Origin of the sequence: Streptomyces lacrimifluminis, from assembly GCF_014646095.1 — a bacterium.
GTDB classification, from domain to species: domain Bacteria; phylum Actinomycetota; class Actinomycetes; order Streptomycetales; family Streptomycetaceae; genus Streptomyces; species Streptomyces lacrimifluminis.
Window position 1 is genome coordinate 1 of the sequence record NZ_BMMU01000043.1, and the last position, 24,367, is coordinate 24,367.

Genomic DNA, 24,367 nt, shown 5'->3' on the forward strand with positions numbered 1-24,367 from the left:
ACCAACCTGGCGAATCGAAACCGGCGAATCAGACAGAACGACCTGAACATTGATCAGATGCTCTCTTAGGGACTCCGGGACGTTCCCCCGCGCCCCTGGCGGCCACCCGGCGCCCACGAACTCGCCGGACTGCCGACCACGACCGCGTGCTCGTGCTGTGGCGGTACCGCTTTTTCCCCCAGCGGTGGGATTGGGAGTTGCCCGGCGGCATCGTGGACGAAGGGGAGGACCCCGCGACCACGGGACTCCAGGGACAAGGGGTCTTGGGTTACTTGGATTACCTGGAAGGCAGCAGAGACGTCGGCGTGGCCAGCCGTGCGCGTTCATAGAGGTCACGCGCCGCACTGTTGCCCAGGTGCGGGCGGATCAGCTTGAACGCTGAACTGTCACTCTCGCCGGCCGAGGCCGAGCACCTGCACGCGGCCCTCTGCCGCGCCCTCGACGGCCACCCGGCGCCCGCGAACCCGCCGGACTGCCGCAAGCCCGTCCAGACGTCACCCAGCCACGGACCCGTCGTGGGCCACGCGTAACCCACAGCGGGCGTCTGGGCACCTCCTGTGACACCCGTCCTGGTTCCCCGTCCAGGACGGGTCCGGCGCCCCCGACCGGTTCCGTACGGAGCCGGTCGGGGTGCTACAGGGCACAGCGGCTGAGGGTGAGGATGGATCAGGTAGAACGGCGGGAGGCACGAGCTCCCGGCCCCTGACCTGCGTACCGCCCCGAACCCGAGGACAATGGGCCCCGTCGGTCGGACATCGCCCACACACCGAAAGGTGGCGATCATCATGGCTGAACACCCGCACGCAGTCCTCGTACGCAGGGGCTTCGACGCCTTCTCCAGCGGGGACATGGACACGCTGCGCGGAATGATGGCGGCGGACGCCACACACCACGTTCCCGGAAGCCATCCCCTCTCCGGGGACTTCAAGGGGCAGGACGCGATCATCGACATGTACCGGCGGCTCGGCGAGGAGACGGCCGGGACGATGCGCGTCGCGCTGATGAACGTCCTCGTCGACGGCCGGGGGCACGTGGTCGCCGTGCACCGTTTCACCGCCGAGCGCCAGGGGCGGCGGATGGACGAGGTCGGCTGCATCGTCTTCCGGATCGTCGGGGACAAGATCACCGACCTCGACGAGTGCGTCGAGAACATCGACCGCAGCAACGAGTTCTGGTCCTGAGCGGCTTGTCCTGACGTTGGTCCGGTACGCAGAGCAGGCGCGAGCTTTCAAGCTCAAGTGGGCGCAGAGTCCAGAGATTCCTACGAAAGTCCGCGCCTGCCGTCGCGTCCCCTCCGGTCCCGCCTGTCTTTGACCAACTTCGTGATCAGCCATGCCGAGGCTCCTTGCCCTGGGAGTCACCCGATCAGCTTCAGCCCCGAAGCTTGCCATTCGTGTCTCTCCCCGGACTGAACCCGAACATGTTTGCCGCTCGACGGGCCGGACTCTGCCTTGGTTCAGAGAGCGCGGTGCGGGCTGTCCCAGGAGATCGCGACACGAGGACAGGGGTACCGTGCTCCGTCCGATTGCCCGATGCCCGCGACGGCGGTGAATTCTTCCGCTTCCGAATCAGTTGGTACTGGGCTGTGGTTGCCCGGCTACGATCAACCTCATGACGACCTCGGACATCCAAGAGCCGCCGAAGATCACGGAGGAGCACTTCCTCGACACGGGTACCGGTATCGAGGCTGAGACCGAGGACGACGGCGCCTCTCCGGAGATCGCCCGCCCGTGGAACCCCGAGCAGATTCGCGTCAACACCAAGCAGTTCTCGCTGCGCAACGCGCTCGACATGATCGAGGACGACTCGCTGGAGCTCGCCCCGGACTTCCAGCGAGGCCGGGTCTGGAAGCTCGTGCAGAAGTCCCGGCTCATCGAGTCCGTACTCCTGCAGATTCCGCTACCGGCCTTCTACTTCGCGGAGGACACAGACGGCTATATGCGGGTCGTCGACGGTCTGCAGCGCCTGTCCACCATTCATGACTTCGTGCGCGGGGGGGACGAGCAGGGATTCGCGCTCAAGGGCCTCGAATATCTCCAGAACACAGTAGAGGGCAAGCGGTTCGAGGACCTTCCCGCACCGTGGAAACGACGCATCTTCAACACGCAGATCGTCACCCACGTCATCGACCCCACGACCCCCCCGGACGTCATGTACGACATCTTCAAGCGCATCAACACGGGCGGTACGCCCCTGAACGCGCAGGAGATTCGGCACTGCATGAGCAAGGACCGCAGCCGGACGATCCTTCGGAGCATGACCTCCACCGCGGAGTTCGACGCGGCGACCAACGGCATGGGCGGCCATATCCGGATGAACGACCGGGAGATGGCCCTGCGTTTCGCTGCCTTCTGGCTGATGGGCACGGATGGCTACGCGAAGTACGCTGCAATGGACCCGCTCCTCCAGCGCACCACAGGCATGCTGGACGACGCGAACGAGGTGGACGACGCCCGGGTCAACGCACTCATGTCGGCTTTCCGCAAGGCTATGGTCAACGCCCGACTCGTCTTCGGCGACCACGCGTTCCGGAAGTGGCCGCTGACCTCCTCCTGGCGGAACCCAATCAATCGGGCACTGTTCGAGACCTGGTCGATCACGCTCGCCAAGTACGATGCCGAGGACCTGGACGGGCGCAAATCTGAGATTGTCGCGAGGGCGCGCACCCTCATGACCCGCGACTACCGCTATCTCGAAGCCATCACCTCGTCCACCGGCGATGTCCGCCGCGTGCTGTACCGGTTCGAAACTACTGCGAAGGCCGCGGAGGCCGGTAAGTGATCACTTCGCTGGGTATCCGGTACTTCAAGCGCTTCGCCGAGGCATCCTTCCGGCTGCGTCCACTCACGGTGCTCACCGGCCTCAACGGCACCGGCAAGAGCACCACCATCCAGACCCTGCTGCTCACGCGCCAGCTCGCGGACGCGCCTGGCAGGCGCGTGGTCCAGTTGAACGGACCCTACGGACTGGCATTGGGGGAAGCACACGAAGTACTTCACCCCAGTGCGCCGGGCTCGATCATCGAGTTCGAGGTCAGCGGTGACGACGCTGACACACAGAGCACCCATCGGTTCGTCGTTCCCGATGAGCAGGCTCTCTATCTTGAGGTGGCCGAGGGCGCGGGGCCGCCGCTGCCCGAACTCTGCGGTGAGGGAAGCGCATTCACTTACCTGTGCGCCGAGCGGCTCGGACCGCGTGACCAGCTGGGAGTCTCGGCTGAGGACCCCGAACTGATCGGCGTCGGGGTGCAGGGCGAGTACACCGCTCAGGTCCTCGCCCTCCACGAGACCAGGTCCGTTCGTGTACCGATGCTGCATCCGACGACACAGGAGACACACAACGTCACCACCCTCCGCACGCAGGTGGAAACCTGGGCCTCCGACATCATTCGGCCCATCAAGATCACCGCGCAGTGGCCGCCGGGCATCACCGCGAGCACCATCCGGTTCCAGGAGCCAGGCCTGCTAAGCGAGCCGATTCGCCCCACCAACATGGGCTTCGGCTTCTCGTACGCTCTGCCGGTGATCGTGGCCGGTCTCCTCACCCGGCCCGGCGACCTGCTGATCGTCGAGAATCCGGAGGCGCATCTGCACCCCGGCGGTCAGTCCAAACTGGGGCGCTTCCTGGCCCGCGTCGCCGGCGCCGGAGCCCAGGTCATCGTGGAGACGCACAGTGACCACGTTCTCAACGGCGCCCGCCTGGCCGTGGCGGAGGAAAGGGTTCTGGAGCCGCAGGACGCGATCGTGCACTACTTCGGCGAGGAAGAGGTCGGCTCCGTACCCATCGGGTTCACGGAGAAGGGCGAGTTGACCGAGTGGCCGCATGGCTTCTTCGACCAGATCGAGCGGGACTTGGGGAGGCTGGCGCGTGCCAGGCGCAGGGGGCGGTGAACCGTACCGGTTCGTCGTGGACGAATCGTCCTTCGATTTTCGGGGGCTTGCGGAGGAACGACTGACGGACCTGCTGAACGACTTCAGCGACGCGCTTGAGGCGCTGACTGAAGGGCGCTCGGTCGCCGTTTCGCCCTACTGGATCGAAGTGGAGTGCGTGGAAGGGAGGGAGCTGTATGACGTCCTCTACGAGGGCGAAGCTCCGAAGGTCGGCCGTGACGCACGGCTGAGAATGGTTCGCCTCATGGACCGCTGTCCCAGCTGGGACACGGATCTTTCGGGACTGCCCGACCAGGTCGAAGTGGGCGGGACTGTCCAGGACCTTGCCCTGTCCGTCGGCTACGCGTGGTGGCAGACGCGGCAGCGACACCACGTCGGCTGCCTGGTCTTCGCCTTCCCAGACCGTCGCGGGTGGCTTCCGGTCTCCGCGTGCGATGAGTCGACCGGCGAGTCGATGACAGAGAGGGTCTTTTTCCTTGGCGATGCGCCTGCCCTTTTGGAGTTCCGGCGTGCTCTCTTCGCACGTGAGGGTGTCACCGAGCCCGACTTCTTCGACCGCGCCCGCGAAGCATTTCCGGAGCTCATCTTCGCCAGTTCCCTCTCTTTCCGTAAATTCGACGGCAGTTACTCCGAGATGCGTGACTGGGTGGTCTGCGTCCTGTCCGTGGTGCACGATCATTTCGCCGATGCCCTCACCAGGCACGCGGGACAACCGCACGCTGTGCAGGCAGAGTTGGGGCACTTCGGGCTGGACCTCTCCCCTGAGAGCCCCAACACGAGGTCGAAGTCGGGCGCCATGAAGCAACGGGACGTCAAGCACGATGGGGAGATCTACCGCTGCGAGTGGCACGGCAAAAAGGAAAGGCACCGTAACCGCGTGCACTTCAGCCTGCCAGATCCTCGTCTCGACGGCCGCATACTCATCGGCATCTTCGTCGACCACCTGGACACCTGAGCACCAGGGTCGGGAAGCGGTGCTGAGCCCCCTCCGCACAGGGTACCCACCCGCGCTTCCAGGCATCCCGCCCATCACCTGGCGTTGGTCAGCTCGACTAGCCTCCGTCCGGCTTCGCACCTCGGCGCTCTTCTCCTCGCCCGGCGAGAGGTGTCGGGAGCGGCCGATGAACAGGTGAGCCACGGGTGGCATGGAGTTGGCCAAGCCATGGGATGCCGGAATCGCGCATCGCCGCCCCGTTGCCGGGTCTTGAGGAACACGTCACCCGGCCTCTACCCTCAAGGCGGCAATATCTCTGACTGAGTCAACTGCCCCCAGTCGTCAGCAGCGAGGCGGAACCATGACCGTCCAGGACATCCGCTCCTTCAACCGCTTCTACACGAACGTCATCGGCGCCCTCGACTACAGCAGCCGCCTCTACGCCCCCTACACCCTCACCGAGGCCCGCGTCCTCTACGAGCTCGCGCACTCCAGCCGTACCGACGCCGCCGATCTGCGCGCCGAACTCACCCTGGACTCCGGGTACTTGAGCCGTATCCTCAACAAGTTCGAGCAGGACGAGCTGATCGAGCGGGCGCCCTCCGAGCGGGATCCCCGGCGGCGGCGTGTCACGCTCACCGTGCGCGGGCGCGAGACCGCCCACCTGTTGGACGAGCGCTCCACGGAGGCCATCACCTCCCTGATCGCCACCGTGCCGGACGCCGACCGGCCCCGGCTCACGGAGGCGCTGCACACGGTCCGCTCACTCCTCTCCGACGGCCGGCCCCCGCGCCGCGAGGACGTCGTGCTGCGCGAGCCCGTCCCCGGCGACCTGGGCTGGATCGTGCAGCGAAACGCGGCGCTGTACGCGGCCGAGTACGGCTTCAACACCGACTACGAGGGACTGGTCGCCCGCATCGTCGCCGACTTCGCCGAGGACCACGACCCGCACCTCGAACGGGTGTGGATCGCCGAGCTGGACGGACGGCCCGTCGGATGCGTGATGTGCGTACGGGACGAGGCGCCCGGGACGGCCCGGCTGCGGCTGCTGCTCGTCGAGCCTCAGGCGCGCGGGCTGGGGATCGGTGACCGGCTCGTCGCGGCCGTCGTCGGATTCGCGCGCGAGGTCGGCTACCGCGACCTCGTCCTGTGGACCCAGGACCTGCTCACCGCCGCCCGCCACATCTACCGGCGCCACGGTTTCGTCCTCGCCACCGAGAAGCCCCATCGCTCCTTCGGCAGGGATCTGGTCGGCCAGGACTGGCGACTGGATCTCCACGCGGCGACGGAAACGATGGAATCGATCGAGACGACTGAAAGGTGGAGTGACGGATAGGGTCCCTTTTATGAAACTGGCGTTCTCCACCCTCGGCGTGCCCGGTCTCCCCATCCCCGATGTCCTGCGGCTCGCGTCCACCCACGGCTATCACGGCGTCGAACTGCGCACGCACCCCGAAGAACCCGTCCACCTCGGTCTCACGCTGGCCGAACGGGCCGATGTGGCCGCCGAGTTCAAGGCGTCCGGCGTCGAGATCCTCGGCCTCGCCGGGTACGTGCGTGTCGCCGCGCCCGGCGACGACGAACCCGTGCTCACGGAGCTCCGCGCGCTCCTCGAACTCGCCCGCGACCTGGGCGCCCCCTTCGTCCGCGTCTTCCCGGGCGGCGGTACCGACCAGAGCCCCGAGGAGGCGGACGCGACGGCGGCCCGGAGGCTCGGCAGGGCCGCCGAGTTCGCGGCCGACTACGGCGTACGCATCCTCCTGGAGACCCACGACTCGCATCGCACGGGCGCCGACGCGATCCGCGTCCTGGGGCCGGTCGGTCACCGTCAGGCGGGCGCGCTGTGGGACGTCATGCACACCTGGCTCGGCGGCGAGCAGCCGATGGACAGCTTCGCGGCCCTCTCCCCGCACCTCGGATACGTGCAGGTCAAGGACATCGCCTCGACCGAGGACACCACCCCGGTGGCGCTGGGCGCCGGCGTGCTGCCGCTCGGCGAGTGCGTCGAGATCCTCTCCCGGCACAGCTGGGACGGCTGGCTGTGCTGGGAGTACGAGAAGCGGTGGTACGAGGCCGCCGCACCCCTGGAGGACCTGCTGGACGCCGGCCGCGAACACCTCGCCCGGCTGCTCAACGAGTCGGCCTAGCCGAGCGGGCCGAGCACCTCCCTCAGCTCTCCGAACGCCTCGTGGAACCCGGGGAACGTCTTCCGTACGCACCCCGGGTCGTCGAAGGTGATGCCCGGGGTGCGCAGGCCGGTCACCGCGAAGGACATGACGATGCGGTGATCGCCGTACGACTTGATGTCCATGTCCTGGGCGGGGGCCGTGCCGGGCGGACAGGGGTGGATCTCGATCCAGTCGGGCCCGGTCTCCACCCGTACGCCCAGCCGCCGGAGGTTCTCCGCACAGGCCTCCAGACGGTCGCACTCCTTCACGCGCGTGTTGGCCACGTCCTCGATGCGGACGGGGCCGGAGGCGAAGGGGGCGAGGGCCGCCAGAGTGGGCATGGTGTCGGAGATGTCCCGCATGTTGACCGTCAGGCCGCGCAGTTCGCCGGTGCCCGTGACGGTGGTGCGGTCCTCGGCGATCTCCACCCGCGCACCCATTCGGCGCAGTACGTCGACGAAGGCCAGGTCGCCCTGGAGTGCGCCGGTGCCGAGGCCGGGAACCGTCACCTCGCCGCCGGTGAGGGCCGCCGCCGCGAAGAAGTAACTGGCGGTGGAGGCATCGGGCTCGACGGCATAGGTGGTGGCCCGGTAGCCGCCCGGCGGGACCACGAAGACGTTGCCCTCCTTGCGCACCTCCGCGCCGAACGCCCGCATCATCGCGATGGTGATCTCCACATAGGGCGCCGAGACGAGGTCGGTGACGTGGATGCGCAGGCCCTTGCGGGTCAGGGGGCCCAGGAGGAGGAGCGCGGTGAGGTACTGGGAGGACTGGCCGGCGTCGAGGGTGACGTCACCGCCCTTCACGCCCGCCGCGACGACGGTCAGCGGGTGGTGTCCCTCGGTCTCCTCGTGCCGCAGGTCCACGCCCAGGTCTCGCAGGGCGCGGGTGAGGGGCGCGAGGGGGCGGCGGCGCATCTGGGGGGAGGCGTCGAAGCGGTAGGTGCCGTGGCCGGTGGCGGCGAGGGTCGGGAGGAAGCGGGCGGTCGTGGCGCCGTCGCGGCAGTGGACGTCGGCCTCCGTGGCCGCCGGGCCCTGCGGGCGGCCGTCGATCTGCCAGGCCGCGGGGGTCCGTCCGACCCGGTAGCCGAGAGCGACCAGTCCCTCGGCGAAGCCCTCCGAGTCGTCCGAGCGCAGGGGGCGTACGAGGGTGGTGACCCCGTCCGCGGCCGCGGCGAGGAAGAGGGCGCGCGCGGTGATGGACTTGGAACCGGGAATCTCTACGACGGCCATGGCCCTATGCTCGCCCGGCCCGCGCCCCACGCGCCGGAACGTCCGCGAAATGGACCATGAACGGTGGGGGGTTCCGCGGGAAGCGGGACGGAGTTTCGGTCGGCTGTTCGCTGCGGCGCCGTCGTGGCTGGTCGCGCAGTTCCCCGCGCCCCTTTGGGGGGCGTTGCCCCATCATTCACTCCCGTACCGACTTCCCGGAATCGGCCGCGATCCGGGAACCCACCTCCGCCCCGGCCCGTCCAACCGGCAGGACTGCCGGATGAGTCACCGCTGTGCGGTGTCGGCCTCGCTGCTGGCTGCGATCGCTGACCCACCCTCTCCAAACCGCCTGCGGCCGGCAGCGAGCCGTCACCGGTGCGCCCCCCTCCGATGCGCCGGTGGCGGCCCCCTTTCCGGGGGCATTCGGCCATCTCGCGTTAGCGTGCGCACTCTTGACTGGAAGAAACTTCCCGGTTATTCGTGACTTCTCGGAAGTTTCCTTCATGAGGGAAGGAGCGCCCCCGTGCGCGACTCCGGCACCACCAGACGTGCTCTTCTCGCCGCGACCGCCGGCACCGGCGCCGCGCTCGCCCTCGGGAGTGAGGCACAGCCGTACGACAGTGACGCGCGACTCCGCCGGATCGTCTCCCGTATGACCCTTGAGGAGAAGGTCGGTCAGCTGTTCGTCATGCGGGTGTACGGGCACTCCGCCACCGCGCCCGACCAGGCCGACATCGACGCCAACCTCACGGAGATCGGCGTACGGACGGCGGCCGAACTCGTCGCCAAGTACCGGGTCGGCGGGATCATCTACTTCGCCTGGGCGCACAACACCCGCGATCCGTATCAGATCGCCGACCTCAGCAACGGCATCCAGCGGGCCTCGCTCGCCCTTCCCCGCGGGCTGCCGGTCCTCATCTCCACCGACCAGGAGCACGGCATCGTCGCCCGCGTCGGCCGACCCGCCACCCTCCTGCCGGGAGCCATGGCCCTCGGCGCGAACGGCTCGCGCACCGACGCGCTGACCGCCGGCCGCATCGGCGGCGCCGAACTGCGCGCCCTCGGTATCCGCCAGGACTACGCGCCGGTGGCCGACGTGAACGTCAACCCCGCCAATCCGGTGATCGGCGTCCGGTCGTTCGGCGCCGATCCGAAGGCCGTCGCCGGGCTGGTCGCCGCACAGGTGACGGGGTACCAGCGGTCCTCCGTCGCCGCCACCGCCAAACACTTCCCGGGGCACGGGGACACCGCCGTCGACAGCCACTACGGCTTCCCTGTCATCGAGCACACGCGCGAGCAGTGGGACACCGTCGACGCACCGCCGTTCCGCGCCGCGATCCGCGCCGGCATCGACTCGATCATGACGGCACACATCATGGTCCCGGCCCTCGACGACTCCGGCGACCCCGCCACCCTCTCCCACCCGATCCTCACCGGCATCCTGCGCGGGCAACTCGGTTACGACGGAGTCGTGGTCACCGACTCGCTGGGCATGCAGGGCGTACGGGAGAAGTACGGCGACGACCGTGTTCCGGTGCTCGCGCTGAAGGCCGGGGTCGACCAGCTGCTCAACCCGCCGTCGCTCGACATCGCCTGGAACGCGGTACTGACGGCCGTGCGGCAGGGGGAGTTGACCGAGGCGCGCCTCGACGGATCGATCCTGCGCGTCCTCCGGCTCAAGAACCGGCTCGGGCTGCTCGACCGCCCGTACGTCACCCGTGCCGGGGTCGACCGGGCCGTCGGTGTCCGGGGCCATCTGCTGGCCGCCGACCGGATCGCCGAGCGGACCACCACCCTTCTCGTCAACGAGCGGAAACTGCTGCCCCTTTCCCGGGTGACGCAGAAGAAGGTGCTCGTCGTCGGGGCCGATCCCGCGTCGCCGTCCGGTACCACCGGGCCCCCCACCACCGTGCTGGCGAGCGCCCTCACCGAACTGGGCTTCGCCGCCACCGCCCTGTCGACCGGCACCGCCCCCTCCGCCACCGTCATCGCCCGGGCCGTCGCCGCCACCGCTGAGGTGGACGCGGTGGTCGTCGGGACGTACAACCTCGGCAGCGCCAGCAGTCAGCGGACCCTCGTCACCCAACTGCTTGCCACCGGGAGGCCCGTGGTGTGTGTCGCCGTCCGCAATCCCTACGACGTGGCCCAACTGCCCGACGTACAGGCGTACTTGGCCACCTACTCCTGGACCGACGTCGAACTCCGGGCCGCCGCACGGGTGATCGCGGGACGGGTCCGGCCGCGCGGAAGGCTGCCGGTTCCGGTGCTGCGCGCGGACGATCCGACGCGGGTGATGTACCCGATCGGTCATGGACTGTCGTACTGAGCGGCCCCGCGGGACATGCGGTTCGTCCCCCACCGGCCGGTGGGGGAGGCCGCGCCCGCACGGCGGTGCCGCACATCGGCACAGCCCCGCGCCGCGTTCAGGGTGCGATCGCTCACCCGGCTTCACCAGGACCGCTCGGAGGCGGGAGGTAAGGAGGCGTACGCGTCGTACGTCGCACAACCGGCGCACCACCCCCAATAGGCGCAAATCAGCCGAACTTCCAGCGTGGCCCTGGTGGCGCGGGCCACGCTGGGCGCGGGGTACTCGGGGGGATGCGATGCGCGAAGTGCGTTCTGTGGGGCCCATGGGGTCCATGTGGCCCGTGGGAGTGGTCTACGTGCGGGTGATCACCTGCGCGCTGCTGATCCTGGTGGCGGTGTTCACGGCGACCGGATGTCAGCTCTCGCCGAACGGCTCGGCGGACAGTTCGCCGGACGGCTCGGCGAACGGTTCGGCGGGAGACTCGGCGGGCGGCCCGTCGGAGGGGGCGGTCTCAGGGGCCGCCGAGGGTACGGCGGTCGACCAGCGGCCCACGCCACCCCGGCCCACCGGATACGGCACCGTCTTCCTCTCCATCGACGAGTGCAGCTCGTTCGGCATCACCAGTTTCACCGAGGTGCCCTGCACCAGCGAGCGGGCGGCGGCCCGGGTCGTGGCCCGGCACGACGGCAGGGTGACCGACAGTCCGCCGTGCCCGGCGACCACCGACTTCGTGCTGCACATCAGCGAACAGCGGCCCGCCGCCGACGAGGACGGCGACGGTGCCGTCCCGCAGGGCTACGCCTGTATGCGCAAGCTCCAGGCCCCGCACCCCGGCGACCCCGGCGGCGGCGGAGGCCCGCGCACGATCGTCGGCGACTGCGTCTACAGCGCGGGGCGCGGGGAGGTGCGCGAGACGGCGTGCGACGGGAAGAGCGAGAAGAAGCCCGAGTACCGGGTGACCGAGGCCGTCACCGAACGACCCGACTGCCCCACGTCCACCGCCCTTTACGTACAACTGGGCGGGGACCGGCCGGTGGGGTGCGCGAAGCCGGTGTGACGGATTCCGTTTCATCGGCCGAATAACGAGTCGCTCCCATTCACCCGAACACCTGTTGTGATGATTTCGTGAATCGGTAGGCTCCCCCTGTCATGGCGCGGACCCCATCTTTTCGGACAGTCCGTCAGCACTCACAGGCCGGGAACCTCTGTGGCACTCCACGCACGCACGGCGCAACAGCAGCAGGACCGGGCTCCGACGGCTGCGAAAGAAGCGAAGGAAGTGCGGGCTCCGAAGCGCCGGTTGTCGCTCCGGTCGACCCTCCTCGTCCTGGCCCTGGTGCCCTGTCTGGCCCTGGTGGCCCTGGGCGCGGTCAACTCGTCCCATCTGTACGGTGACTGGCAGGCCGTCCATGACCGCACCGAGGAGGGGAAACGCTTCGGCAACCCGCTGGCCACCGTCTTCTTCAACCTCCAGGCGGAGCGGCGGCTCAGCGCGGCGGCGCTCGCCGAATCCGACACCGGCCGGTCCGAACTGACACGCCAGCGCGCGCTCACCGACAAGTCAGTACGCAGCCTCGACGCGGTCGGCACCGTCCCGTCCGCTCTCGCCAAGGCCTTCCAGGAGGTCACCCTCGGTCTGAAGAAGCTGCCGGCCTACCGGGACGCCGTGGACCGGCGATCCGCCGACCAGCAGCAGACGTTCGACGCCTACACCGGCGTGATCGCGTCGAGCATGCAGCTGTTCGAGGACTTCGGCAACGTCTCCTTCGCCGAGACGGCCGTCCTCACCCGGCCGGCGCTCGACGCGCAGTGGGGCCTGGAGATGATCTCGCGCGAGGACGCGATCATCATCGCCGGAGTGGCGAGCGGCCGGCTCACCGGTGAGCAGCGCTTCGCGATCTCCGAGCTGATCGGCAGCCAGCAACACATCTTCGGCGAGAAGGTCGTTCCGCAACTTTCCGAGGCCCGGGCCAAGGCGTACCAGGACGTGCTGTCCGGCGCCGACTGGAAGCGGAAGACCTCGGTCGAGCAGAGCCTCCTCACCACCACGGACGCCGACGACAAGGGCCGGACCGCCGTCTCCGCCGCACTCGGGAAGACGTGGCAGCAGAGCATCGCGGAGATCACCCCCCAACTGCTGGGGGCCGGGAACGCCTACTCCGAGGACCTCGCCGCCTCCACCGATGACGAACTCGACAGCCTGACGGCCAACATGATCGTCAACAGCGCCGTGAGCGCCTCGGTCGTGCTGCTGATGCTGTTCCTCTCGCTGCGCCTGACCGGAACGCTGCGCCGCCGGATCTTCGGCCTGCGCGCCGAGGCACTCGAACTCCAGGAGCGGCTGCCCGACATCGTGGAGCGGCTGCGCGGGGGCGAGAAGGTCGACACCGACGCCGAGCTGCCCGAGATCTGTCACGGCGACGACGAACTCGGCCAGCTGGGCCAGGCCCTCAACCAGGCCCGCGGCTCGGCCCTGGAGACCGCCGTGCGGGAGGTCGAGCTGTACCGCGGTTTCGAGCGGCTGCTGCAGCGCATCGCCCGGCGCACCCAGTTGCTGATCGGCATGCAGCTGAAACGTCTCGGCGAGATGCAGCGGCGGCACGAGGACCCCGAGGTGCTGGAAGGCCTCTTCGACCTCGACCACCTGACGGCCCGGCTGCGCCGCTACGAGGAGAACCTGGTCATCCTCGGCAACGGGACACCGCAGCGGCGCTGGCGCAGGCCCGTCCTCCTGCGGGACATCCTGCGCTCCGCCCAGGGCGAGGTGCAGGACTACCGGCGTATCCGGATCGACAGCGACGGCGAGACCTGGCTGTCGGAGCGTGCCGTCGGCCCCATGGTCCACCTCCTCGCGGAGCTCATGGAGAACGCGGTGTCCTTCTCCCGGCCGCCGAACCCGGTCGAGGTGACCGCGTCCCGGGTGGGGCGCGGGGTCGCGATCGAGATCGAGGACCGCGGCATGGGCATGGACCCGGAGCAGTACGCCGAGGCCAACCAGCTGATGGCCGCCCCGCCCCGCATGGACGTGATGTCCCGCGCCGACGACGCCCGGCTCGGCCTGTACGTCGTGGCCCGGCTCGCCGCCAACCTGGGTATCCGGGTCGAGCTGCGGCCCTCGTCGTTCGGGGGCACCCGGGTCGTCGTGCTGGTCCCGGCGGAGCTGGTCTCCGCCGGTGGGCCGGTGCGGGGGCGGCCGGCCGCCCTTCCGGCGGCCCCGGAGCCCCTGGCTCCCCCGGCCGCCCCCGTCCCGGCCCGGCTCGCGCTGCACTCGACGGCCACCCGCTCCGGACCGACGGACACCTCCACCCGCCCGGCCACCCCGGCGGTCCCCGCCCCGGACCCGCACACGCTCCGCGGAACGGCGGCCCACACCGGACCGGCGGACGCCAACACCCGCCCGGCCACCCCCGGGGTACGCATCCCGGACCCACACACCGCCCGTGGAACGACCACCCACACCGGACCGACGGACACCTCAGCCCGCCCGGCGACCCCGGCAGTCCCCGCCCCGGACCCGCACACGCTCCACGGAACGACCACCCACACCCGACCGGCCGACGCCACCACCCGCCCGGCACCCCCGGCAGTGCCACCCGCCGCGGACCCGCACACCGTCCGCGGAACGGTGGCCCACACCGGATCGGCGGATGCCGATGGTCGCGCCGTACCCCGGTCGCGCGCCGTGCACGTCGTCGAGCAGGAGGCGTACGCACGTCCGCTCATCGGCCCCTGGGCCGCACCGTCTGCACCGCCTGCCCGTCCCACTCCGCCTTCCGCGCAGGCACCCGCTCCGGCGCCCACCGCAAGCCAGAACCCCCTGCCCCGGCGCGTCCGGCAGGCCAGTCTCGCCACCGAACTCCGGGAGGCTCCTCCCTCGTACGACACCGAACCGCAGGGCAGCGGCCCCAGCGCCTCGGCCCAGCCCCTGCCCCGCCGCGGGGGCACCCGCTCCGGCGCCACCGTCGGGGCCTTCCAGCGTCAGTCCAGGGCCGCCCGGCTCAGGCCCGACGCCGATCACCAGCCCAGCTCCCAGCCCACCAATCCCTCACCGGGACCCGACCGGGCCCGGAAGGAAGACGGACGATGACTCTGCGAACCACTGCCACCAACTCCGACCTCGACTGGCTGCTCGACCGTCTCGTCGACCAGGTTCCGGGCACCCGGAACGCCATCGTGCTGTCCGACGACGGGCTGGTGGTGAGCCAGTCCAGCAGCGTCGCCCGGGTCGACGCGGAACGCCTGGCCGCCATCGCCACCGGACAGCAGAGCCTGGCCCGTGGCGTCGGCGAGGTCTTCGGCGGCGGGCCCGTCCGCCAGGTCATCATCGAGCTCGACGAACTCTGGCTGTTCGTCAGCGCGGCCGGCCGGGGCACCCATCTGGCGGTCGTGGCGGACCAGGAGGTCGACGCCGAGGTGATGGCCGTGGCGATGGACACCCTCGTCCAGCAGGTGGGGCAGCGGCTGGGCACCGAGGTACGGGTCCAGCGACTGGAGGGCGGGGGGCGTGAGTGAGCCACTGGGCGGACGGGTCGCCGGAGGACGATGAGGCCGAGGAGAGCCTGGTCAGGCCGTACACGATCACCCATGGGCGGACAGCCTCGGCGCGCGACGACCTCACCCTCATCACGGTGATCGCCACCGTCGCGCCCGACGAACGGCACGGCGACCGGGGTCTGCAGCCCGAACACCGCATGATCCTCCGGCAGTGCCGTGCGCCGGTGGCCCTCGCGGAGGTCGCCGCCGGGCTGAACCTGCCCGTGGCGGTGACGAAGATCCTCGTCGGCGATCTCCTCGCGCTCGACCGGGTGACGGCCCGGCCGCCGCTCGCGGTCGCGGTCGGCCAGGAAACCGACATGACTCTTCTGCAGGCGGTGAAGGATGCCCTACTCGGACTCTGACGAACAGACCGGATCACAGGTGTGCGTGGCCGGGACGTCCACCACGCCCGCCGCGGTGAAAATACTGATCGCGGGCGGCTTCGGCGTCGGCAAGACCACCATGGTCGGCTCCGTGAGCGAGATCCCGCCCCTGCACACCGAGGAGCGGCTGACCGTCGCGGGACTCGGCGTGGACGACCTCGACGGGGTCGAGCGGAAGACCACGACGACCGTCGCCCTGGACTTCGGCCGGATCACCGTGAACAGCCAGCTCGTCCTGTACCTGTTCGGGACGCCGGGCCAGGAACGCTTCTGGTTCATGTGGAACGACCTGGTGCACGGGGCGCTCGGCGCGGTGGTCCTCGCGGACACCCGGCGGCTGGAGAGCAGTTTCGCGTCGATCGACTTCTTCGAGAGCCGTGGCGTCCCCTTCGTGGTCGGCGTCAACTGCTTCCACGGGCTGCGGGACCGCACGGTGGACGAGGTGCGGGACGCGCTCGACCTCGACCCGGGCATCCCGGTCGTCATGGGCGACCTCCGGGAGCGGCTGGACAGCAGGGACCTGCTGGTGGCCCTGGTCAACCTGCTGATGGCAGGCCGCCCGCCGGCCGCGGTCAGCGGCTGACGGTACGACGAGGCGGCCCCCGGTGACCTGTCACCGGGGGCCGCCTCGCGATCAACTGCCCATACTTTCCAAGGTCGTTACGGCCGCAGCGTGGGCTCGCGCTCGATGTTGCGCTTGTCGAGCCTGGCGTCGTACGTCGCCAGCGGCTTGGCCACCGATGGGTTCGACCGGACGGCGGTCGAGGCGACGCCGGCCCACTCCAGGATGCGGGCCGTGGCGAGCGCCTTCTGCTCGGGGACCAGACTCTCGACCTTCGCGCCGTGGTTCAGGCCGGGGGCGGTGAAGACGTACGAGTCCTTCGCGCCCTTGCCGAGACGGAACGGCTCGGCGCTCCACGGGTCGTTCTGCCCGTTCACGAACAGCATGTGCCGGGCACGGTTCTTCACCCAGTTGTCGACGTCACGCATCGCCTGCGGCTGGAACCTCATCGAGATGTCCCGGGGGACGAAGTTGCGCGGCGGCTGGTAGCCGTAGCGGATGTACTTCTTCTCGATGTGCGGGAACTTGATGGTGGGCGCGCCGAGTTGGGTGCCCGCCTGGTAGTAGTACGGCGTGTACGGCTCCAGGCCCTGGTCGGTGTAGGCGGAGAACCCGATGATCGTGTCGATCGAGGTCCAGATGTCGTCGTCGGTCGCGTTCTTCGCGTCCGCCGGGATGGATTCGCAGTCGGCGAGCAGGCTGTACTGCCAGAATCCCCACACGTAGTCGAGCACGGTGGCCTCGTACGCCTTGTCGAGGCTGCCGATGGTGTCGAAGGTGGAGCCCTCGGCGACGGCGTACTCCGCGTACTTCTTCTCCAGCGGCTCCCGGCGCACGAGCGCCTCGCGCTGTACGGCGTTCAGCCGGTCGCGGCACTCCTTGGTGCCGACGCGTGCGAAGAACCGGTCGTACGCCGAGTCCTCGTTGTTCACCACGTCGTTGGGGGCGACGTACGCGACGACGCCGTCCATGTCGCGCGGGTAGAAGCGCTCGTAGTACGTGGCGGTCATGCCGCCCTTGGAACCGCCCGTGGACAGCCACTTCTTGGCGTAGATCGGCTTGAGCGCCTTGAAGACGCGGTGCTGGTCGCTGGCCGCCTGCCAGATGTCCAGCTTGGACCAGTCCGCCGGTTCGGGCCGGGACGGCGTGAAGAAGCGGTACTCCAGGGAGACCTGGTTGCCGTCGACGATCCGCGTCGGCTCGCTGCGACTGGGGTTCGTGTTAACGAAGTACCCGCTGGTGAAGAAGACCGTCGGGCGTGAGACGTCCTTGTGCAGGACGGTGATGCGCTGCTGGAACGTGCCCTTGGACGGTCGCCGGTGGTCGATCGGCTGGGTGTAGTCGAGGACGAAGTACCGGTAGCCGGTGTACGGCTTCTCCTGGATCAGGCTCATGCCCGGGATCGCGAGGAGCCGGTCCTTGATGTCCGAACTGGCGGTGCTGGTGGTACTGGTACTGCTCTTGGTGCCGGATATGGCTTCCGGCTGAGCGGCGGTCGCCGCCCCCGCCGTACTCACGGTGCCTATCAGCACGGCGAGCGCGAGCAGCCATCTGAGCGCCTTGCGCATGCACCCTCCCCTATGAAACATCTGTGCGCCGGAAGCTATCGGAGCAACTACCGGCGCACCAGGGGAGATAGGGAAATCCCTCGGGCAGGGGATCAGGAAATAGGGTCGGGGAAGCGGATCAGCACCGGATCCAGCCAGAGCTGACCGATCCCCGTCCGACCGCCCCCTGGATCCACACCTGCCGTCGCCCCGCGTGCACGGTCACCGGGCCGGCCCGCTTCGAGAACAGCCCCTTGTCGACGACCGGACGCCCGCCCCGCGCCCGTATGCTCACCGACATCCACTGGCGGACGCCCGGCCGCTTGGGCACGGTCACCGCGCAGACGTAGCCGCTGCGCCGGTAGACGCGCACCACGCCGGTGGAGAAGGTCAGCGTTTTCGCCTTGCGGCCGGAGCACGCGGAAGCAGCGGAGGCCGCTTCGGCCGTACCCGGGCTCACAAGGGAGAGCATCCCGGACGCGGTCAGCACGGCCAGTGCCAGTGCCATGCGCCGCCGTACCCAACCAGCGCTCACCGTCTCCCCTCCCGTTGCCGCGCATTACCGTACTGATGTACGGACGCAGAGGCCATGGCCAACGGTTGCGTGGTGCTCCGCGGGAAGGTCGGTCGTACTTCGCCTGCGGGTCGCCTGTGGCTGGTCGCGCCCCGCGGCGGAGCCGCATATCGACACAGCCCCGCGCCCCTTTGGGGCGCGTCCAGTCAGCGGGATGACGACGTAACCGGTTCCTCCTGGTCCGGTGCGCCTACGAAGGTCCGCCACAACTCGGCGTACTTGCCGTCGAGTTGGAGCAGTTCCTCGTGGGTGCCGTCCTCCGCGACCCGGCCGTGGTCCATGAGGACGACCCGGTCGGCGCGGGCCGCCGTGGTGAGGCGGTGGGCGACGACGAGCGTCGTACGGCGGCCTGCGAGGCGGTCCGTGGCCTGGTTGACCTGGGACTCGGTGGCCAGGTCCAGTGCCGCCGTCGCCTCGTCGAGAAGCAGGATGTCCGGGTCGACCAGTTCCGCGCGGGCCAGCGCGATCAGCTGGCGCTGCCCCGCCGAGAGGTTGCGTCCGCGCTCGGCGACCTCGTGCAGGTAGCCGCCCTCCAGCGTGGCGATCATGTCGTGCGCCCCGACCGCCCGCGCCGCCGCCTCCACCTGGGCGTCGGTGGCGTCCGGCCGCCCGTAGGCGATGGCGTCCCGCACGGTCCCCTGGAACAGGTACGCCTCCTGCGGCACGACCCCGAGGCGATGGCGGTACGAGGTGATGTCGAGGGCGCGCAGATCGGTGCCGTCGACGGTGACCCGGCCGCCGGTCGGGTCGTAGAAGCGGGCGACCAGCTTCACGAGCGTCGACTTGCCGGCGCCGGTCTCCCCGACGAAGGCGACGGTCTGCCCGGCCGGAATCGTCAACCGGACGCCGCTCAGGGCCTCTTCGGCGTCGTCGCCGGAACCGTACGCGAAGTCCACGCCCTCGAAGGCGATGTCCCCGCGCAGGGAGAGCACCTCCAGCGGTTCCTCGGCGGCCTGGGTCGAGGTCCGTTCCTGGAGGAGTTCCTGGATGCGGCCCAGCGAGACCGTCGCCTGCTGGTACCCGTCGAAGACCTGCGAGAGCTGTTGCACGGGCGCGAAGAACAGGTCGATGTAGAGGAGGTAGGCGACCAGCGCACCGGTCGTCAGCGTCCCGTCGTCGATCCGTCCCGCCCCCACGATCAGCACCGCCGCAGCCGCGACCGAGGCCAGCAGCTGCACGAAGGGGAAGTACACGGAGATCAGCCACTGCCCGCGCACGCGCGCCCGGCGATAACTGTCGCTGCCCTCCGCGAACCGCTTCGCGCCTGCCCGCTCGCCCCGGAACGCCTGCACGATCCGCAGCCCGGCCACCGACTCCTGGAGGTCGGCGTTGACCACGGACACGCGCTCACGGGCGAGTTCGTACGCCTTCACGCTCGCCCGGCGGAAGTAGAACGTCCCTACGACCAGCACGGGGATGGTGACGAACACGACGAGCGCGAGCTCTACGTCGATCACCACCAGGGCGACCATGATGCCGAAGAAGGTGACGACGGAGACGAAGGCGGTGACCAGCCCGGTCTGCAGGAACGTGGAGAGGGCGTCGACGTCCGTCGTCATCCTCGTCATGATCCGCCCGGTCAACTCCCGCTCGTAGTAGTCGAGTCCGAGGCGTTGCAGCTGGGCGAAGATCTTCAACCGGAGTGCGTACAGGACGCGTTCGCCGGTACGGCCCGTCATCCGCATCTCGGCGATCTGCGCCGCCCACTGGACGACGACGGACACCAGGGCGAGCCCGGCGGCCACCCACACCGCCCCCAGGGCGAGTTGGGAGACGCCCGAGTCGATGCCGTGCCGGATCAGGATCGGCAGAAGCAGTCCCATCCCGGCGTCCACGGCGACCAGCGCGAGGCTCAGCAGCAACGGCTTCCCGAAGCCGCGCAGCAGCCGCTTCAGCCCGTACGACTCCTCGGGCGTGACCGCGCGCGCCTCGTCGATGCCCGGGGTGTCGACGGCCGGGGGCAACGCCTCGACCTGCGCGAGGAGTTCGGGCGTGGCCGGCATCCCGGCGAACGCGGTGTCCTTGGGCTCCCGGTCGCCGTTCCACAGCCTGGGGGTGACCCCGCGTTCGGCGTCGAACTCGGCGTCCAGCTCGTCCCGTACGGAGGTGTCCTCGGGCGGCGCGGAGGAGGGCAGGGCGCGGCCGGGCGAGACACCGCCCAGCTCGTCCGGGTCGGTCAGCAGCCGCCGGTACAGGGCGGAGCGGGCCTGGAGTTCCTCGTGGGTGCCGAGGTCGGCGAGGCGGCCGTCGTCGAGGACGGCGATGCGGTCGGCGAGGCCGAGGGTGGAGCGGCGGTGGGCGATGAGGAGGGTCGTCCGGCCCTCCATGACGTGGGTGAGCGCCTCGTGGATCTCGTGCTCGACGCGGGCGTCCACGGCGGAGGTGGCGTCGTCGAGGACGAGGAGCCGGGGGTCGGTGAGGATGGCGCGGGCGAGTGCGACGCGCTGCCGCTGGCCGCCGGAGAGGGTGAGGCCGTGCTCGCCGACCTTGGTGTCGTAGCCGTGGGGCAGGTCGGCGATGAAACGGTCCGCCTGGGCGGCGCGCGCGGCGGTGAGGATCTGTTCCTCGGTCGCGTCCGGACGGCCGTACGCGATGTTGTTGCGGACGGTGTCGGAGAAGAGGAACGAGTCCTCGGGGACGAGCCCGATCGCGGCCCGGAGGGAGTCGAGGGTGAGTTCGCGGACATCGTGGCCGCCGATGAGGACCGCGCCGCGTGTCACGTCGTAGAAGCGCGGCAGGAGGAGCGAGACGGTCGACTTGCCGGAGCCGGAGGAGCCGACGACGGCGAGGGTCTCGCCGGGCCGGATCTCGAAGCTGAGCCCGTCGAGGACGGGGTGCTCGGGGTCGTACCCGAACGAGACGTCGTCGAACTCGACGGTGGCGGGGGCGTCGGCGGGCAGGTCCTTGTGCCCGTCGGCCAGGGAGGGCTTGGTGTCGATGAGTTCGAGGACACGCTCGGTGCCGGCCCGTGCCTGCTGCGCGACGGTCAGCACCATGGCGAGCATGCGCACGGGCCCGACGAGCTGCGCGAGATAGGTGGAGAAGGCGACGAACGTACCGAGCGTGATGTTCCCGCCCACGGCCAGCCAGCCGCCCACCGCGAGCATGGCGACCTGCCCGAGCACGGGCACGGCCTGCAGTACCGGGGTGTAGACGGAGTTGAACCGGATGGTCCGCAGCCGCCCCGCGAACAGGCGCCGCCCGACCTCCCTGAGCTTCCCCGTCTCCTGGTCCTCCTGCCCGAACCCCTTCACCACGCGTACGCCGGTCACGGCGCCGTCCACGACACCGGCGACGGCGGCGGCCTGGGCCTGCGCGTACCAGGTGGCCGGGTGGAGCTTCGTACGGCTGCGCTTGGCGACGATCCAGAGGGCGGGGGCGACGGCGAGCGCGACCAGGGTGAGCGGGAGGGACAACCAGGCCATGATCGCGAGGGAGATCACGAAGAGCAGCACGTTCCCGAGGGTCATCGGGAGCATGTAGAAGAGGCTCTGGATCAGCTGGAGGTCGCTGGTGGCCCGGCCGACGATCTGCCCGGTCGACATCTCGTCCTGACGGCGCCCGTCGAGCCGGGTGATCGTCTCGAACATCTCCGTCCGCAGGTCGTACTGGACGTCGAGGGCGAGCCGTCCGCCGTAGTAGCGGCGGATGTACGTGAGGACGTAGACGAGGACGGCGGCGACGACGAGCGCGCCCGCCCAGGGGGCCATGGAGCGGCTCTTGTCGCCGATGACGTCGTCGATGATCACCTTGGTGATCAGCGGGACCAGCGCCATGAGGGCCATACCGCCGAGGGACGCGCCCAGGGAGAGCACGACGTCCTTCGGATGCCGCCAGGCGTATCCGACCAGCCGCCGTGCCCATCCCGGTACAGCTACCGCTGCCGGTGCCTGTGCCGGTGCCGTTTCCGGCACCTGTTCCGGTTCGTGTACCGGCTTCCGCCCCCGCTGCTCTGCCACTCCGGCGCCTTCCGTAGATCCGCGATTCCGCACTCCGCCGGTAAGCACCAACACGGGCGGAAGCGGATTTCATCCCTCCGCGATGGCTCCGCAATGCCTCCGGCCACGCGTGGTTACGACGTCCGGACCCGCAGAAAGTAGAAGCGGGTCGTCTGCACGGCGTTCTGGTTGTCGTCGCTGACCAGCAGGACGCGCAGGCCCCCGTGGGTGCGACCGGTGACGACCATGCCCTCGACGTTGTCGAGGAGGGGGTTGGGCTGGGGCTGCTTGGCGGTCGCTCCCAGTGACGGGCAGTTCACGATGTCGGCGAGGAGGGTCTTCCGGACGAGACGTACACCGCCCTGGCCGGTGAGGTTCTCGACACCGCGCGTGTCCGTGGCGTGGCGCGGGTCGGCCAGGTAGAGGCGGACGGTGTTGCCGACGCCGGCGGTGAAACCTCGCTCCAGGACGAGGAGCCGGCCGTCGGGGGTCGCCGCGACCTCGGGGACACCCAGGCCGGTGTCGGTGCGGTAGGCGTACTGGGCACCCAGAGCGAAACGGCCGCCCCCGCGCTCCCAGGTCTGCCAGCGGACGATGCCGGTGGAGTCGCCGGAGATCGCGTACTCCATGGAGGCGAGGAGCGTACGGCCGCCGGGGAGGAGGGTGAGCCCCTCGAAGGTCTGGTTGGCGGTGGCGCGGCCGGCCGGGGCGACCTTGAGCGCGTCCGGCACCGGGAGACGGTCGAGGATGCGTCCGTCGCGGGAGTAGCGGCGTACGGAGGGTTCCGTCTCGGAGGAGACGAGGCGGGTGCTGTCCCGGTCGACGACCAGGCCCTCGGAGTCGAGCGCGGCGCCGGTCTCGTCGGCGAGGGGGACGACGCCCGTCGGGCTCAGGGTCCGCCGGTCCAGGGTGAACAGGGACGAGCGGTCGGAGAGGGCGGCGAGGTTCCCGTCCCGGTCCACCGCGAGCGCGGAGAGGTTGCCGACGAAGGTGCCGTCGTACGTCGTCTTGTCGAGCGCGTCGGAGAAGCGGTCGAGGGAGACGGTGGGCGAACAGGCGTTACTGGCGGCGGTACCGGTGTCACGCGCGAGGGAGTTGGCGTTCGCCGGTCCGGCGGCGGTCAGACAGCTGGCCGCCGCCAGGCCGGCGGTGACCGTGGTGAGCAGGGTTCGCAGAGGTCGCAGGCGCATGGCGGTCACCGTAGATCGGGTCGGTGACGGCCGGGAGACGCTGCGGTGAAGTCGGTTCGCGGCCAACTCGCGGGCGGCCGGCGAACAGCTCGCGATCAGCTCGCGGCGAGATCCCGGTGGACGACCTTGGCGATGCCCTCGATGGTCGCGATGCCGTAGTTCCAGGTGCTGTTGCCGTGGGTGAGCACCGTGATCATGTAGTCGTGGCCGCCGCCCTTGAACGTGCCGACGCTGTGCACGCGCCAGCCGTTCGTGGCGCGCTGCAGCCAGCCGTTCTTGACGTGCACGGAGACACCCGAGGGCGCGCCCTTCGGTGTGCCCCAGCGCTGGGACGCGACAACCTGGCTCATCAACTGCTGAATGTAAGCACGGGAGTTGTCGGTCAGGACGGCGTTGGTGATGGTGGTGAGGGCGAGGAGCTTCTGCTCGTCACGGGCGGTGATCTGGGTGAGACCCCAGTAGCCGTTCGCGCCGGGTTTGGTCTGCGTCATACCGGCAGCCGCGACGAAGGCCTTGATCTTCGTCAGGCCCAGCTGGTTCCACAGCTTCGTGGTCGACGCGTTGTCCGACTTGGTGATCATGGCCTTCGCGAGGTTCTTCTCGGTGGCCGTCAGGGCACGGTTCTGCTTCTGGGCATCCCAGAGCAGGGCCCCCAGGACGGTCACCTTGACGACGCTGGCGGAGTCGTAGGCGGTCTGCGCCCGGTACACGCAGGTCGTCTTCGTGGTCCGGTCGAAGACACCGACGCTGACGGAGCCCCGACGGCCGGAGAGGGCGGTGGTGATGTCCCGCTTCAGCTTGGTGGCGAGGGCGGGCTTGGCGGACGTACAGCTGACGGCCGCCGTGGCCGCACCGGCGGGTGTCGCGGTGGCGACGAGCGACAGCACGGTCGCGGCACAGACTGCGGCGCCGCCGAGTACGCGGGCGCGCGCGGATCTGGATATGTGGTGATTCATGGAGGTTCCCATCCCCGTGAAGGACATCAACGCGCCCCCGGCACGCTGGTGTTCTTCTGACTCACTTGCGCTGCGAATGGTTGTGCGTCGGTCGCACTTTTTTTCGGGAACTGCTGTCGAGACCCGCTTGGGGAAGGCCCGGACCGCGCGTGACGCACTGTTGCCCTGAT

Annotated in this window: 19 protein-coding genes and 1 pseudogene; 14 read left to right on the top strand and 6 right to left on the bottom strand. The window is 69.6% G+C overall.

What is annotated here, in order from left to right:
- Window positions 1–134: 134 nt before the first annotated feature.
- The 8 genes and pseudogenes from IEY89_RS36360 to IEY89_RS36395 form a co-directional block, all read left to right on the top strand.
- Window positions 135–251: pseudogene (locus IEY89_RS36360) on the top strand (NUDIX hydrolase); the annotation flags it as partial.
- 120 nt (window positions 252–371) lie between these two features.
- A complete protein-coding gene (locus IEY89_RS36365; RefSeq protein ID WP_189151822.1) occupies window positions 372–530 on the top strand; it encodes a hypothetical protein in 159 nt (52 codons plus the stop codon).
- A gap of 255 nt (window positions 531–785) precedes the next feature.
- Window positions 786–1,181 carry a nuclear transport factor 2 family protein gene (locus tag IEY89_RS36370; RefSeq protein WP_189151823.1) on the top strand — a complete coding sequence of 132 codons (396 nt, stop codon included), beginning with the start codon at window positions 786–788 and terminating at the stop codon, window positions 1,179–1,181.
- A 430-nt stretch (window positions 1,182–1,611) separates the two neighbouring features.
- Window positions 1,612–2,781 (top strand): DUF262 domain-containing protein, encoded by a 1,170-nt coding sequence (locus IEY89_RS36375; protein WP_189151824.1) that lies wholly within the window; start codon window positions 1,612–1,614, stop codon window positions 2,779–2,781.
- A complete protein-coding gene (locus IEY89_RS36380) occupies window positions 2,778–3,890 on the top strand; it encodes an AAA family ATPase (RefSeq protein ID WP_189151825.1) in 1,113 nt (370 codons plus the stop codon). Before IEY89_RS36375 ends, IEY89_RS36380 begins: the two co-directional genes overlap by 4 nt.
- 16 nt (window positions 3,891–3,906) lie before the next feature.
- Window positions 3,907–4,845 carry a hypothetical protein gene (locus IEY89_RS36385; protein ID WP_189151826.1) on the top strand — a complete coding sequence of 313 codons (939 nt, stop codon included), beginning with the start codon at window positions 3,907–3,909 and terminating at the stop codon, window positions 4,843–4,845.
- Window positions 4,846–5,185: 340 nt separating this feature from the next.
- Entirely contained in the window at window positions 5,186–6,160 is a 975-nt protein-coding gene (locus IEY89_RS36390) for a bifunctional helix-turn-helix transcriptional regulator/GNAT family N-acetyltransferase (RefSeq protein ID WP_189151827.1), read from the top strand.
- A 10-nt stretch (window positions 6,161–6,170) separates the two neighbouring features.
- Window positions 6,171–6,971 (top strand): sugar phosphate isomerase/epimerase family protein, encoded by an 801-nt coding sequence (locus IEY89_RS36395; RefSeq protein ID WP_189151828.1) that lies wholly within the window; start codon window positions 6,171–6,173, stop codon window positions 6,969–6,971.
- On the opposite strand, the gene aroA is transcribed toward IEY89_RS36395, so the two are convergent.
- On the bottom strand, window positions 6,968–8,224 hold the full coding sequence (aroA, locus tag IEY89_RS36400) for a 3-phosphoshikimate 1-carboxyvinyltransferase (RefSeq protein ID WP_189151829.1): 1,257 nt from the start codon (window positions 8,222–8,224) through the stop codon (window positions 6,968–6,970). The two genes, IEY89_RS36395 and aroA, sit on opposite strands and share 4 nt — an antisense overlap.
- 502 nt (window positions 8,225–8,726) lie before the next feature.
- Between aroA and IEY89_RS36405 the strand changes: the two genes are divergently transcribed.
- The 6 genes from IEY89_RS36405 (at window position 8,727) to IEY89_RS36430 (ending at window position 16,013) form a co-directional block, all read left to right on the top strand.
- A complete protein-coding gene (locus tag IEY89_RS36405) occupies window positions 8,727–10,529 on the top strand; it encodes a glycoside hydrolase family 3 protein (protein ID WP_189151830.1) in 1,803 nt (600 codons plus the stop codon).
- A gap of 304 nt (window positions 10,530–10,833) precedes the next feature.
- Window positions 10,834–11,568: a hypothetical protein gene (locus IEY89_RS36410; RefSeq protein ID WP_229695622.1), complete on the top strand. Its 735-nt coding sequence runs from the start codon at window positions 10,834–10,836 to the stop codon at window positions 11,566–11,568.
- Between the two features lie 222 nt (window positions 11,569–11,790).
- On the top strand, window positions 11,791–14,598 hold the full coding sequence (locus IEY89_RS36415; protein ID WP_189151831.1) for a sensor histidine kinase: 2,808 nt from the start codon (window positions 11,791–11,793) through the stop codon (window positions 14,596–14,598).
- On the top strand, window positions 14,595–15,023 hold the full coding sequence (locus IEY89_RS36420; RefSeq protein ID WP_189151832.1) for a roadblock/LC7 domain-containing protein: 429 nt from the start codon (window positions 14,595–14,597) through the stop codon (window positions 15,021–15,023). Before IEY89_RS36415 ends, IEY89_RS36420 begins: the two co-directional genes overlap by 4 nt.
- Entirely contained in the window at window positions 15,020–15,409 is a 390-nt protein-coding gene (locus tag IEY89_RS36425; protein WP_189151833.1) for a DUF742 domain-containing protein, read from the top strand. Before IEY89_RS36420 ends, IEY89_RS36425 begins: the two co-directional genes overlap by 4 nt.
- A complete protein-coding gene (locus tag IEY89_RS36430; RefSeq protein WP_189151834.1) occupies window positions 15,390–16,013 on the top strand; it encodes a GTP-binding protein in 624 nt (207 codons plus the stop codon). The genes IEY89_RS36425 and IEY89_RS36430 overlap by 20 nt, the downstream gene beginning before the upstream one ends.
- A 77-nt stretch (window positions 16,014–16,090) precedes the next feature.
- On the opposite strand, the gene IEY89_RS36435 is transcribed toward IEY89_RS36430, so the two are convergent.
- The 5 genes from IEY89_RS36435 to IEY89_RS36455 form a co-directional block, all read right to left on the bottom strand.
- The gene (locus tag IEY89_RS36435; protein ID WP_189151835.1) at window positions 16,091–17,560 is read right to left on the bottom strand and encodes a S28 family serine protease; all 1,470 of its coding nucleotides are present in this window, start codon (window positions 17,558–17,560) and stop codon (window positions 16,091–16,093) included.
- A gap of 118 nt (window positions 17,561–17,678) precedes the next feature.
- Window positions 17,679–18,047 carry a hypothetical protein gene (locus tag IEY89_RS36440; RefSeq protein ID WP_189151856.1) on the bottom strand — a complete coding sequence of 123 codons (369 nt, stop codon included), beginning with the start codon at window positions 18,045–18,047 and terminating at the stop codon, window positions 17,679–17,681.
- A gap of 212 nt (window positions 18,048–18,259) precedes the next feature.
- A complete protein-coding gene (locus tag IEY89_RS36445; protein ID WP_189151857.1) occupies window positions 18,260–22,027 on the bottom strand; it encodes an ABC transporter ATP-binding protein in 3,768 nt (1,255 codons plus the stop codon).
- A 158-nt stretch (window positions 22,028–22,185) separates the two neighbouring features.
- Window positions 22,186–23,241 (bottom strand): esterase-like activity of phytase family protein, encoded by a 1,056-nt coding sequence (locus IEY89_RS36450; protein WP_189151836.1) that lies wholly within the window; start codon window positions 23,239–23,241, stop codon window positions 22,186–22,188.
- A 95-nt stretch (window positions 23,242–23,336) separates the two neighbouring features.
- A complete protein-coding gene (locus IEY89_RS36455; RefSeq protein WP_189151837.1) occupies window positions 23,337–24,197 on the bottom strand; it encodes a serine hydrolase in 861 nt (286 codons plus the stop codon).
- Between the last annotated feature and the right edge of the window lie 170 nt (window positions 24,198–24,367).